The sequence below is a fragment of the Embleya scabrispora genome, from assembly GCF_002024165.1.
Lineage (GTDB): Bacteria > Actinomycetota > Actinomycetes > Streptomycetales > Streptomycetaceae > Embleya > Embleya scabrispora_A.
Genome location: NZ_MWQN01000005.1, coordinates 255,344 through 267,720, shown reverse-complemented (window position 1 = coordinate 267,720; position 12,377 = coordinate 255,344). Strand labels below are relative to the sequence as shown.

Below are 12,377 nucleotides of genomic sequence, written 5' to 3'. Positions count from 1 at the left end.
TGACGTGTTCCGCGATGGTCAGGACGTTGCGGTCCGAAGCGTGGTCGTGGGCGTTGCGGCGGTGGTGGTGATGTGTTCGGCGAGGGTGATCAGGACATTGCGGGCCGAGGTGTGGTCGCGGGCGTCGCAACGGGTGAGGGGGATGTGGTCGGGCAGGTCGAGGGCCTGGCGCAGTGCCGATTCGGGATGGTGGGGGGTGTCGGGGAAGGTGTTGACGGCGACGACGAACGGCACGCCCGTGTCCTCGACACGTTCGAGGGCGGCGAAGCTGTGGTCCAGGCGGCGGGTGTCGACGAGCAGGACGATGCCGTGGGTACCGACGACGAGGTCGTCCCACAGGTGCCAGAAGCGTTGCTGTCCGGGGGTGCCGAACAGGTAGAGCGTGAGCCAGTCGGCGAGGGTCAGGCGCCCGAAGTCCACCCCGACCGTGGTGGTCCTCTTGTCGGGCAGTCCGGTGAGGTCGTCCACCCCGGCGGTGGCGGTGGTCAGCGTCTCCTCGGTGCGCAGCGGCGGGATTTCGCTGACGGCGCCGACCAGGGTGGTCTTGCCGACGCCGAAGGAGCCGGCGATGAGGAATTTGACCACGGTGGTGACGGTGTCCGGCAGGTGCCGGGGGTTAGAGGCGCCTGAGTCCATCGAGGACCGCCTTCATCACGGTGGGATCGGGGCCGGGGGTGGGAGGTGGAGGCGCGCGGGTGACGATCAGGTCGCGGTCGATCAGGTCGGCGACCAGGACCTTGACGACGGCGGGTGCGCGGGTCAGGTGGGCGGAGACCTCGGCCAGGGAGAGCAGTCCGGTGCACAGCCGCAGGATCCGGCGGTGCTCCGTCCGCAGCGGCTCGCCGCGCGTGGCGCCGGTGTCGGTGGGTTCGGCGACGGGCGCGTGCAGGAGCGTGGTCAACGTCAGGCCGCGGTGGGTGGGGTGTGCGCGGCCGCGGGTGACGACGTAGTCGGCGACCGGATGGTCCTGCCCCGAGCTCACCGCACCCCACCCCCGCCGTCCCCGGGGTCACGGTCGCTCCGGCGACCGGTGTCGTCGGGGCGGGTACGGCGCGCGGCCAGGGGTGTGGCGTCGTGCGCGGCGGGCCGGGTGGCGATGGGGGCGGGCGGGGTGGGCGGGCGTTCGTCCAGGTTCGCGCGGATCTCGGTCAGGAGTTTGTGCAGGTGCCCGGTGACCATGCCCGAGTCGACGTCGCGGTCGGCCAGGACTGCGGCGTGGACGTGCCGGCCCGCGCTGATCAGGAACACGAAGCCGTCGTCGAATTCGATGAACTGCTTTTTCACCGCCCCCAGTTCCGCGGCGTCGCCGATCCCCGTACCCAGGGATCGCAGGGCGGTGCCGGCCGCGGCCAGACGCTCGGCCAGAGCCCGCGTGGCGGCGTGCCAGGCCGTGGTGATGCCGTCGTCGCTGAAGGCCACGATCCCGCGCACACCGTGGGTCTCTGCGGCGCACTTCTCGACGAGCCAGTTCAACGTGGGCTGCTCGGTCATGGAGTCGGTCCTTCGTCATCGGAACGGAAATCCGCGCGGGTGGCGTCGGGGGCGGTCTCGGCGGTGGTGTCGGCGGCGGGGGGACTCGGCATCCCGGTCACGAACGCTGACACGAACGGGTCGTAGCGGGGGCCGGAGGTGTCGGATCCACCTTCGGAGGGCGATCCGGCCTCGGGGGGCGTCCCGGCCTCGAAGGGCCTGCGGGAGGCCGGCGCGTCGTGTCCGGCGTCCGCAACCTCCCCAGGCGCCTTCGCGTGGCGTCGGGGGCGCTGCGGCAGGATCGTCGAAACGGGTTCGGGGGCTTCGGATTCGCGGGTGATCGGGGCCGCGGGTATGCCGGCGCGGGCGCTGACGCCGGTCGGGATCGCCCGGGTGCCCGCAGCCACGAGCCGGCGGGGGGCAGGTGGGGTGAGGAGGCGTTCGGGGATCCAGACGACGGCGCGGATGCCGCCGTAGTCGCCGGGCGCCGAAAACCGCACCCGCGCCCCGGTGCGCCCGGCCAGGACACCGACCACCGCCAACCCGAAACGGGGGTTGCCCCCCAGCGTGGCCACGTCCGCGTCGGCGCGATCGACCGCGGACTGGGCGCGTTGCATCGTCTGCGGGTCCATACCGCGGCCGGCGTCCTCGACGATCACACTCGCCCCGTCGTGCCCACGCTCCACCAACACCCGAACGGTGCTCCCCGGCGGACTGAACCACGTCGCGTTCGCCAACAACTCCGCCAACACGTGGATCAACGCCTCCGCGTGCACACCGTCCACGGCCGCGTTCTCGCCGCCCACCACCGACACCCGCAGATAGTCACGGATCCGCGACTGCGCCGCCCCGACCACCTCCGACAACAACAACGGCCGATCCCACGAACGCCCCGGCCGGCCCCCCGACAACACCTCCAGACACTGCGCCGCCCTACCCACCTGCGCCCAGGCGTGCTCGTCACGCATCAACGCGCCCAGCAACGACGAGTCCGTGACCCGCTCCCTCAAAGCGCGGGCATCGGCGATCGCGACCTGCGCCTGGGCCCGCACCCGCTCCGCCAACTCCAAAAACGCGTAGTGCGTGTTCTCCCGCCGACCCCGCTCCTGCTCCAACACGGCGAACACCGCATCCACCAGGGCCTCGTGGGCCGTGTACACCGCACCCGCCCACGGCTCCGCCGGACACGGATCGATCGGTGCGGGCGGCACGTCGGCGCGTCGGGCGTGCGGATCCTCCAGCAACACCGGCATCCGCACCTCGGCGAGATGCCGCGTGGCATCCGTCAGACGCGACAGCGCCCGCTCCGACAGGCACACCGACGCGACGAGTTCCTCGTTCCGCTGCCGCGTCCGATCCCAGCGGCCGTGCCAGTATCCGCGCACGCGCCTCGCCGCCAGGGCGAGCGGGACCCCGGCAACGGTCGTGGACACCGCGCAGCCCAGCACCACCCCAGCCCACGGGCTCACCTGCAGGACGTCGGCCGCCGTCGCCGCGGCGCAACCGGTGACGAGTCCCGCACCGAAGGGCCACAACGGCAACGACGACTCACGCACGGGCTTGGGCACTCGAGGGGTGGAACGCATGGGAAGGTCCTTCGTGGTCAACACGGGCAGGGGTCCGGAGCGGGCGATGGTGGGGTGGACCGGTACTACGGCGCGGCGATGGTGGGAGTCGGTGGTTCGCGGGGGTTGAACTGTGGGGGTCGGGTCAGGGGTCGGGGACGATCTCGGCGGAGGTCACCGTGCCCGTGACCTGTCGTTGGCCGCCCAGCAGGCCGGGAATCGTGAACGTGACGGACCACCGCCCGCCCCATACGGGTTTCACGATCCGGCCGGGGGATCTCGCGGGGACCGCCGGGCAGCGGAACCTTCCAGGCAGCGCGGTCTTCGCCCGCACCCGATCGCCCACCTTCATCGCCCGGCCCCTGCCTTTTCCGGACGGCTGCGGCGCGGCACCCATGCGAAAGGTGAGACCGCTATGGGGACTTGGGCTGTGACAGGAGCGATCGTCGTCACGGGCGGATCCTTTGTGACCGGCAACGGTTGTCTGGCCCTCGCAATCGCCGAGCGCGGAGCGCGGCTCGTTACGAGAAGGCGCGAGCCGTACCTCGTAGGGTGCGCACGGGACCGGGCTGCGGAGCGGTGAATTCTGGGCAGCGGCACGCGTCCCCGTCTCCGTCTCCGAGGTGCGAACGTCGCCGCGCAACACCAGGTGTTCGGCACGGGCGTAGCCTGCGGTTTGCCAGAAAACGGCCTTGCCGCCGATGCCGTCCGCTTGCGTTCCCCAGGCGCCTCGGAGTGCGTCCACCATGATCATGCCGCGGCCGGATTCCCATCCGTCGCCGGCATCGAGCACGCGGGGTTCGGTCGGAGATTTGTCCCAGACCTGGAAACGCACCTGGGAGCCGGCGCGGTACGCGCTCAGCCGCAGGCGATCGCCTTCGACGCCGCCGTGCGTGAGTGCGTTGGCCAGGATTTCACCGGCCGCGAGGGTGACCGCGTACCGGGTGTCGGCGTCGACTCCCAATCCGGCCAGCCAGGAGGTCAGCTCGTGACGCAGACGCGGAACGTCTTCGAGGGTGGCCCGGTCGCAGGTCCAGTTCGTGCTGTCGAAACGGCTATCGGACACGGCAATTCGACCTCCTCGGGGCCGTGATCATCCGCTGCGGTCGCGGGCGATGTGGGTGGGGTGGAATCGGGAGTCGAACGGCGGTGGCAGGCACGGCGGGTCCGTCGACGGCGTGGGTGGAGGGGATTCGATGTGCGGGGCCGACGCCGTCGAAAGCGAGGCGTCGGTGATCCGCACGCCCCCACAATTGCGCTTCGGCGCCGGAGTCTCCACGTTGCGGCTCCGCCATCTCACCGTCATCTTGCGGTACCGCGACCATCGAATCGTCACACAACGCATTGATCAAAATGCCTATAACGGTCCACGATGCACCTAGGGGTCACTGTCTGTGGTCATCGCGACCGGTGTCCTCAGTCGAGGATGACGGCAAGATGGCGGTCTCCTCGCGTGGAGAAGGAGCCGTGCCGTCGCCAAGGTAGGCGTGTGTCCCGATGTCCGCGCAGCTTCCCGCGCGGCGTCGCCGGAAACGCACGACGTGAAGGAGAACGACGTTGTCGACGATGTCCGAGAACCCCCCGGAAGCGTGGACGGCTCCGGCGCGGGCCCGGCCCGCGGAGCGGGCCTGGCGCCCGCGGCCCCCGGGCAACGTGGCCCGGCAGCTGTCGTCCGCAGTCTCCGCCGGTGCGTTGGCGGTGGGCTGTCGCGCCATCGGCGGGCCCGCCACGGTCGACGACCGGGCCCTGGGCTGGGCACGGGTGGATTCCGCACGCTCGGCTGAGGGTCTGCACGCGGCGATCGAACGCGGATCGAATCTCTTCGACGTCGCGGACGTGTTCGGCCACGGCCACGCGGAACGTCTGCTCGGTCGCGTCCTTCGCGACTATCGACGGGAGGATCTGAGAATCGTCGGGCGAGTGGGCCGGGTGCGCGGTTCGTCGGAGCACCCGTTCGCCGGCACCACGGTGCGACGGCAGTTCGAGCAGACGTTGGAGAACCTGCGTACGGACTACCTCGACGTCTACTGCCTCGATCACCACGACTTCGGACCCGACGACGACCATCTCGGCGAGAGCCTCGCGCAAATGCGGGCCCTTCGCGAGGACGAACACGTGCGCGCGATCGCCATGCGCGGACCCGATCCGTTCGCCGAGGACCCTCACGCCGCCGGCATGCGCTTCGCGCGCCTGTTCCGCGTCATCCGCCCCGACGTCGTCTCGCTGCGCTTCAACGGCCTGTGCCCCACGACCTCCGTCGACGGCGAGGACATGTTCGCGTTCACCGCCCGGCACGGTGTCGGGCTCCTCCTTCACGAGCCACTGGGCCAGGGCGTGCTCACCGGGAAGTACGATCCCGCCTGCCCACCCTCGTTCGGCCGAGGAGACGGTCGCGGGCACGAGGCCTGGTTCACCAAGACCGGGCTCACCGCGATCGAGCCGGGACTGCGCCTGCTGCGGGAGCGCTTCGGTCACGCACCCGCCGACCTGGCCCGCGTCGCCCTCCAACACTGCCTGCGCCAAGCCGACCACGCCGCGGTCCTGGTCGGGTTCACCTGCGTCGAGCAGATCCTCCACAACCACCAGAGCACGTACGAACTCGACGACGCGGACCTGGACTTCGTGGACGAGACGTATCGGGGAATGCGAACCGCGTTGTCCCTGGCGGGCATCGGGCCGGCTCCCCGATGACGTCGCCCTCTTCCGTCATCGACCGGCGCGAGGGCGACCTCACCAGGACGGCAGGCCGTCCTGGAGGTAGCGCGGCCGGCCCTCGTCCAGCGCGGCCAACGCCTGAGCGGTGCGCCTGCGCTGTCGTTCGGTGAGCAGATCCAGCGCCCGGTCGCGAGGAAAGAACCCGCATCGCGCCAGTTCCGCGTCGCGCGGACGAAGCGTCGCGCACACGCTCGGCGGGAGGGTTCCCGCGTCGAAGACGAATGCCACGAGGTCGTCCCACGGGCCGTGCGGGGACACCCAGTCCACACACAGCAGGGAACCGACCGTGATCATCAGGCCCAGCTCCTCCGCGAGTTCGCGCCTCACGGCGTCCACCGGGGGCTCGTTCGTCTCGGCCATGCCCCCCGGCAGGTCCCATCCGCTTTTGTACGTCGGGTCCACCAGCAGGACGCGCCCGTCGTGATCGCGAAGCAGCGCGTCGGCCACCACACGCTTTCGCGCCTGTGTCGCGTTGCCGTGTGCGAGATACGCGTCCCATCGGGGCCCGTGCCGTTCGGGTGGGGGCTTCACGGGCGCGGGCCCGCCGGTGCGACGGCCGGCAGCAGAGGCCGCAGAAGGCGCCCGCGTTGACGGTTCACCCTCGCGACACCGTCGCGGAATTCGGCGACGACGCGCAGGTCACGGTAGGAATCGAGGGATCGGGCGAGACCGGTCAGGTCACGAGTGATCCTGACGGAGCCGATCGTCAGGCAGCTGTCCAAGATGTCGCTCCCCACCGCGGAGGCCCGTTCCGGCTCCCGCCGGTCGACGAGAATGCGTGCGAGGCGGATGGTGCCGAAAGCATGCCCGCGACCGGGCTGTCGATCCCGCAGTCGCACCGCGCGCTGCGCCTCGAGGTCGGCGGCGCCGAACAGACGCAGGTCGCGCAGCATCAAAGCCGTCTCCCCCGCGAGCGCGCCCTCGTCGAACGGGGCGACCCACCACGGTGGCGGGCCGGCCTGCGTCCGGCCGAGTTCGCGTCGAGCCTCGGCCATCGCGCCGTAGGCGCCCGCGCGGTCACGGCCGCGGGCGAGAGCGCGCGCCCGCATCGCGAGCAAGCGCGCGGACAATGCCGGTGGGCGTTCTTTGGTGTCCAGCATCGTGAGTGCCGACGCGGCCAGGTCGGCGGCCTCCCCCGGCCGGTCACCCTCCAGCGCGAGATGGCTCATCGCGGCCAGCACGTTCGCCGACAACGTGGCGTCGGGTACCGATCGGGCGAACGCCAAGGCCTTCGCAAAATGTGCCCCCGCAAGATCGTCACGACCGAGATCGTGGGCCATCCAACCCGCCATGTCGGTCAGCACCACCGCGGCTCGAAACGCCGACTGCGCGTCGGCTTCGCAGGCGTCGAACAGCACGGGCGCGACGTCGGATCGCAGATACCGCAGCACATGCGGATACACCTGGGCGGCGCCCAGCCGTCGATCCGCTCGCCGAAAGGCGTCCATGGCCTCGGCGAAAGACAGGTCGGCGGAATCGACCCCGGCACGGCCCGGTGAACCGTCCGCGTTTCCGACTTGATAAAGAGTCGCCTCGTCCGGGCGAGGGGTGCGCGTTGCGAACAGGGCCGAGCCGGGCCGGCCCAGCATGTGTTCGAGGACACGACGCGACTGCGCCTGGGGGCGGACCTCCCCCGCCATCCATCGTTCGAAGGTCCGCCGGGACAGCGACACCCGATGCAGAGCCGGTTCACGCTCGCGGGCGGCCAACGCATCCCGGGCCAGCGCGAACTTCACATCGAAAGTGGAGAACTGACTCCACCCCCGAACGAACACCATCTCGCGAAAGAGCGTGTCGCGCACCACCGTTCCTCCCCATTCCTCGCACGTACCCGCACGCTGATCTACGACGGTCCTCCGGGCAGCAAACCGTCGACGACAGGCTCCCGACACGCAGGACCGGACCGACGATCGGACCGATCGTCCCCGGCCGGCTGGTGCGACACGGTGGCCCCGCCGAAACGACCGAGGCTCGGCCCGCCGGAGCGAGAACCGAACAGTTCACCGGCCGGCACACCGAGAAGATGTTCAAGAACCCTGCATGTACCGACCGGCGGACGTGCCTCGAAATCACCCGTCAGCCACCCCTCGAACACCCCCCGGGAGACAACGACTCGGCGCAGTCGCGAATCACGTTCGGCCCGGGCGAGCGTGTCCCGCGCCCGGGCGAATTTGGCATCGAACGTGGTGAAGTGGCTCCACCGTCGCTCGAGAACGATGCTGCGGAAAAGGGTCGATCTCACGGCGGTCCATCCTCCTGAGCACGCACGGCCTCGTGTCACCGGTTGTCAGGCTCCCCACGCGGAACGTGATCCGGCCAGAATGCTCCTCCATGGCAGTCACAGCAACACGTACCGACAAATTGCGACCGGCTCGTGTTGTCGCGGAACCCTCGCAGCCGCCACACTGACGGACATGCCTCACACCAAGGCGTCGCCCGCGTCCATCGCTCGGATCGAACTCGGCGAACTGATCAAGCAGTTGCGGACCCTGGCCGGGCTGACACTGACCGAGGCCGCACACGAACTCGGGATCGACGCCCCCCGGCTCAGCCGGTTGGAGAACGCAGAGGGGCAACTGCGCCCCGCCCTGGCCGAGCGTCTCTTCGGCCTCTATCAGGCAAACGACCGCGACCGCGCCCATGTGCTGGCCCTTATGGAGGCGGACGCCGCCGCCGTCGCACAGCAACGCAGACCGAAGTGGTGGAAGGGCGCCGCGGACCTGCTCGTCCCGATGGGATTCGACGGATTCCTCAAACTCGAACGCATGGCCAACGTGCTCCGCAACTACGAGCCCCGCGTGATCCAGGGACGGCTGCAGACGCGGGCATATGCCGAAAGGGTCGTGACGGGCAGCCGACTGGGCATCAAACCCGACGAGGTCAAAGCACTCGTCGACGTGCGCATGAGACGTCAACGCGACGTACGCGACGGTGAGATCCGACGCTTCGAAGCGCTCGTCGAGGAATCGACCCTCCGCTTCCCCGGCGTCGAACCCGACGTGATGCGCGAACAGATCGACGCGTTGCTCACCTCGTCGCACGACCCCCTCAACACCATCCGCGTCCTACCGATCGCCACCGGCTTCCATCCGGGCATGACCGGCCCGTTCATGCTCATGGAGTTCCCGAACACCCAGCGTCGGGCGGTGTGGGCGGAACTCGAACGCAGATCCGTCTTCTTCGAGTCGCCCGCCGACGTGGACGTGTACGTCGAGGCGTTCGACGACATGTGGAACAACCGGGCCCTCACCCCGAGGAGACCCGCGACCTTCTCGCCGACATACTCCGGGAGTTCCCGAAATGATCAAGCCCTCGCCCTCCGCGTTCGACCTCGACGCCCTGACCTGGCGCAAGTCCGCCCTCAGCACCCAGGGAAACTGCCCGGAGCTGGCCCGGTCCGGGCCCTGGGTCCTCCTGCGCGACGACGCGGACCCGAGCACACCGCCGACCGTGTGGACCGTGGAAGAGATCGCCTGCCTGTTCCAAAGCATCAAGGAAGGCGAGTTCGACCACCTGACCACCTGACCGCAGGCAACGCAGCCGCCGGGGGCCGAATCCAGGCGCCCGGCTTCCCGACCCCCGTTCTTCGGTCCGGCCCGGACCACCGGCCTCGCCCCGCCTCGGCACCGGTGTCGCAACCTCGCCCATCGCGAGCCGTCCACGTCCTCCGGGCAAGGGGGCTGCCACGGGTCCCCGGGGAAGGAGAGGATTCATGCGAACCACCCGCCTGCGCACGCTGGTATTGGCGAACGGCTGGAACGCCTACGAGACCTTCGACGCGAAGTTCCGCAACGCCCGGGACGCGCTCGCAGGCCGCGAACGCGAACCACGCCTTCACCGCGTGACAGTTGCGCGCCGCACCTTCGAACGCTGGATGGCCGGCGACATCAAGTCCCTGCCCCACAACGACACACGAAGAATCCTCGAGTACATGTTCGGCGTGCGGGCCGTCGAGCTGTTCGGCTCCCCATCCGGCGTCCTCGCAGCGCCCGCGTTCGACCGCGGCGAGGACCGACTCGCTTCGGCCAGGCCCACGACTCACCCCGGTACACCGAGGGGCATCCTGGAAGGACGCGAACCATCGCCGACCGGGAGCTCCGAAGTGGAACGTCGTGTATTCCTCGCCACCGATACCTGGGGCGCCATAGGCGGCCTCGCCCCGCCGAAACTCAATCCTCTCCTCTCACCCGCCGTTCCACCATCGACTCCCTCGCGAATCACCCCACAGGAGATCGGTCAACTGACGGAACTCGCCGACGTGCTCCACCGCTGGGACAACACCCACGGCGGTGGAGGAGTCCTCGAACTCCTCGCAAGCCACTGCATCCGGTGGGCCGTCGGCCTCCTCGCGGCCGACTGTCCGGTGCACCTTCGCTCCGCATTCCTGGCCGCCGTTGCCCGACTGGGTCTGGTCGCGGGAGCCACCCAATTCGACATGTGCCGCCACGAGCAGGCGCGCAGCGCGTTCGGGCTCGCAGTGGAGTGTGCCGAGGTCGGCGATCACTGGCTCCTGAGGGCGAAGGCCTACTCCTACCTCGCACGTCAGGCCGTTTGGATCGGCGACGCCGAAACCGGCCTCGCACACGCCGAGCGAGGCCTCACCCACGCCGATCGCCTGCCCGCCAACGCACGCGCGATGCTGCACACCGCCCGAGCCCGGGCCCACGGACGGATGGGCCACGTCCGAGAAGCCCTCGCCGCCGTGGGCGCCGCCGACGACGCCTTCGTCCCCGGACGGCTCACCGACGACACCCATCCGTTAATGGCGTACTACGACGAGGCCCAGCACAACGGCGACACCGCACACGCGCTGTTCGACCTCGTCATTCTCCGGGGCCGCGACCCAGCGGACGCGCAGGAGCGCTTCCGCACCGCCGTGCGCACGCACAAACCGCAGTTCGTCCGGTCCAAGACCATCTCCGGCACCAAACTCGCCTCACTCGTCATGCGCACGGGCGACCCGCGGGAAGCGGCATCGATCGGACACAAGGCACTCGAAACGGGCGGCGGACTGACCTCCCGCAGAACGGCCGAAGACCTTCGCGAACTCGCCGGATTCGCCAGTCGGCACGCGCAAGTCCCCGAGACCGTCACCCTCCGGGAAGCGATCACCTCTACCTTGCAGGCATGACGAACACGGCGGAACCCGACCGCGAAGCCCTTGAAGAAGCCTGCGTCGCCATCGGTCTCGACCCTCGCGGGGCACAGCCGATACGCATCGCCGAGAACCAAATCTGGCGGTTGACAGCGGGTGTCGTCGTGAGGATGACCCCGCCCGGCCGACGTACGAGCGCCGAGCGAGAGATCCGCATCGCCCGCTGGCTCACCGACCACGGCATCCCCGCCGTAGTCCCGCTCGACGTCCAACAACCCCTGGAACACCGCGGCCGAACAGTGACCTTCTGGGAACAGGCCCCACCGCACTCCCCCGGCACGATCAGCGACGTCGCACTCACCCTCAAGGAACTCCACGCTCTGCCCCTGCCCGGGTTCGACATCGGCCATCTCGATCCGTTCGTCCGGATCCCGGAAAGACTTGCCGCCGCGGGCACACTCGCCGACGACGACCGCCGATGGCTCCTCGACCTGCAGCGCGATCTCTCGGAGCGTTGGGCTGCGGGCCTCCCCGACGGCCTGCCCCTAAGGGCAATCCACGGCGACGCGTGGCCGGGCAACATCGTCCGGGTCGGCAATGGGCGACTCCTGATGGACCTGGAGCGCTTCTCCGTGGGGCCACCCGAATGGGATCTCGTCTCGACCGCCGTACGCACCAAGACCACGGGCGCGACCTCACCGGGCGAATACGAAGAATTCTGCGCCGTCTACGGCCATGACGTCACCACCTGGGCCGGGTACGAAACCCTGGCAGCCACCCGCGAGTTGCGCATGACCACGTACGCCGCGCTACACGCCGCCGGCCACCCTGCCTGGCGCGAGCAGGCACAATTCAGAGTGGACTGCCTTCGTGGGCGACACGGGCCCCGGCCATGGCACTGGACCGGCATCGTGTAGTCCCCAGCACGAGGACGCGGATCACGGCCCACAGGGTACGGCTTGCTTCGCAAAGCCTCGTTCAACGAGTCGCCTCGGTAGGGCCTGTGCCCCTACACTCCCCCGACAGTGAGGTGTCACGTTCACCACCCGGCACGGTATGGGGCTACTCCTTCACTACACGCTGGTCCAAGAGGTACTGACCGGCAAGTACGCGCCGAAGTGCCCACCGCTCTTCGCGGCCCGGAACGGTCAGGCACGCGAACGATGGTTCACTGCGGTCGGACTCGCCGCGACCGAACCCGAACTGCCGGCTGCGGGGTCGCTGACCGCGCGCCGTCCACGCGGCGGCCGGGGACACCGAGCTGGGCTCGAACGTACTCGCCTTCTGGGCGGTCGCCGCCTACAACAACGATCGCACGGCCGACGGCGAGTCGATGATCGCCTGCGCGGCGTCCGCGTTTCCGCGTGGGGTCCGTGTCGGGGGCGTCGTCCGTTGAACACGAACGGTGTTTCGCCTCGTTCGGGCCTTCCTCGGCGGCGTGCAATACGGCATCCGCCCCCGAGACACCGTGTATATCGGGAACGATCACGTCCGTGGGTCGACCACGTGCCATCGTCTTCCGCCGCATTCGG

General features: G+C 69.6%; 11 protein-coding genes and 1 pseudogene. 5 read left to right on the top strand and 7 right to left on the bottom strand.

Annotation, left to right across the window (positions count from 1 at the left end; genetic code table 11):
* Nucleotides 1–18: 18 nt before the first annotated feature.
* The 5 genes from B4N89_RS45930 to B4N89_RS45910 form a co-directional block, all read right to left on the bottom strand.
* A complete protein-coding gene (locus B4N89_RS45930; RefSeq protein WP_078982658.1) occupies nt 19–636 on the bottom strand; it encodes a GTP-binding protein in 618 nt (205 codons plus the stop codon).
* Entirely contained in the window at nt 617–982 is a 366-nt protein-coding gene (locus tag B4N89_RS45925; protein ID WP_078982657.1) for a DUF742 domain-containing protein, read from the bottom strand. The genes B4N89_RS45930 and B4N89_RS45925 overlap by 20 nt, the downstream gene beginning before the upstream one ends.
* Nucleotides 979–1,491, bottom strand: a complete 513-nt coding sequence (locus B4N89_RS45920) for a roadblock/LC7 domain-containing protein (protein WP_078982656.1) — start codon at nt 1,489–1,491, stop codon at nt 979–981. Before B4N89_RS45920 ends, B4N89_RS45925 begins: the two co-directional genes overlap by 4 nt.
* Nucleotides 1,488–3,056 (bottom strand): ATP-binding protein, encoded by a 1,569-nt coding sequence (locus B4N89_RS45915; RefSeq protein ID WP_143658402.1) that lies wholly within the window; start codon nt 3,054–3,056, stop codon nt 1,488–1,490. Before B4N89_RS45915 ends, B4N89_RS45920 begins: the two co-directional genes overlap by 4 nt.
* A gap of 124 nt (nt 3,057–3,180) precedes the next feature.
* Nucleotides 3,181–4,101, bottom strand: coding sequence for an ATP-binding protein (locus B4N89_RS45910; protein ID WP_161501058.1), 921 nt, complete (start codon nt 4,099–4,101; stop codon nt 3,181–3,183).
* A 500-nt stretch (nt 4,102–4,601) separates the two neighbouring features.
* On the opposite strand from B4N89_RS45910, the gene B4N89_RS45905 reads away from it, so the two are divergent.
* The gene (locus B4N89_RS45905) at nt 4,602–5,726 is read left to right on the top strand and encodes an aldo/keto reductase (RefSeq protein WP_078982653.1); all 1,125 of its coding nucleotides are present in this window, start codon (nt 4,602–4,604) and stop codon (nt 5,724–5,726) included.
* Between the two features lie 39 nt (nt 5,727–5,765).
* Here the strand turns inward: B4N89_RS45905 and B4N89_RS45900 are convergent, their stop codons facing one another.
* Both B4N89_RS45900 and B4N89_RS52420 read right to left on the bottom strand, forming a co-directional pair.
* Nucleotides 5,766–6,281, bottom strand: a complete 516-nt coding sequence (locus tag B4N89_RS45900) for an NUDIX domain-containing protein (protein WP_078982652.1) — start codon at nt 6,279–6,281, stop codon at nt 5,766–5,768.
* Nucleotides 6,278–7,552, bottom strand: a complete 1,275-nt coding sequence (locus B4N89_RS52420; protein WP_235619379.1) for a hypothetical protein — start codon at nt 7,550–7,552, stop codon at nt 6,278–6,280. Before B4N89_RS52420 ends, B4N89_RS45900 begins: the two co-directional genes overlap by 4 nt.
* Before the next feature lie 414 nt (nt 7,553–7,966).
* On the opposite strand from B4N89_RS52420, the pseudogene B4N89_RS53665 reads away from it, so the two are divergent.
* From B4N89_RS53665 to B4N89_RS45880, 4 genes and pseudogenes are all read left to right on the top strand, one after another.
* A pseudogene (locus tag B4N89_RS53665) lies at nt 7,967–8,947 on the top strand (helix-turn-helix domain-containing protein); the annotation flags it as partial.
* Nucleotides 8,948–9,050: 103 nt separating this feature from the next.
* Nucleotides 9,051–9,275 carry a DUF397 domain-containing protein gene (locus tag B4N89_RS48545; protein ID WP_101897600.1) on the top strand — a complete coding sequence of 75 codons (225 nt, stop codon included), beginning with the start codon at nt 9,051–9,053 and terminating at the stop codon, nt 9,273–9,275.
* 187 nt (nt 9,276–9,462) lie between these two features.
* Nucleotides 9,463–10,881 (top strand): tetratricopeptide repeat protein, encoded by a 1,419-nt coding sequence (locus tag B4N89_RS45885; protein WP_235619377.1) that lies wholly within the window; start codon nt 9,463–9,465, stop codon nt 10,879–10,881.
* Nucleotides 10,878–11,762, top strand: a complete 885-nt coding sequence (locus tag B4N89_RS45880; RefSeq protein ID WP_078982649.1) for an aminoglycoside phosphotransferase family protein — start codon at nt 10,878–10,880, stop codon at nt 11,760–11,762. The genes B4N89_RS45885 and B4N89_RS45880 overlap by 4 nt, the downstream gene beginning before the upstream one ends.
* Nucleotides 11,763–12,377: the final 615 nt, after the last annotated feature.

Coding starts and splice junctions, on each gene's coding strand:
- B4N89_RS45915 (WP_143658402.1), bottom strand. CDS start 3,056: ATGCGTTCCACCCCTCGAGTGCCCAAGCCCGTGCGTGAGTCGTCGTTG.
- B4N89_RS45885 (WP_235619377.1), top strand. CDS start 9,463: ATGCGAACCACCCGCCTGCGCACGCTGGTATTGGCGAACGGCTGGAAC.
- B4N89_RS45920 (WP_078982656.1), bottom strand. CDS start 1,491: ATGACCGAGCAGCCCACGTTGAACTGGCTCGTCGAGAAGTGCGCCGCA.
- B4N89_RS45930 (WP_078982658.1), bottom strand. CDS start 636: ATGGACTCAGGCGCCTCTAACCCCCGGCACCTGCCGGACACCGTCACC.
- B4N89_RS45880 (WP_078982649.1), top strand. CDS start 10,878: ATGACGAACACGGCGGAACCCGACCGCGAAGCCCTTGAAGAAGCCTGC.
- B4N89_RS45905 (WP_078982653.1), top strand. CDS start 4,602: ATGTCCGAGAACCCCCCGGAAGCGTGGACGGCTCCGGCGCGGGCCCGG.
- B4N89_RS48545 (WP_101897600.1), top strand. CDS start 9,051: ATGATCAAGCCCTCGCCCTCCGCGTTCGACCTCGACGCCCTGACCTGG.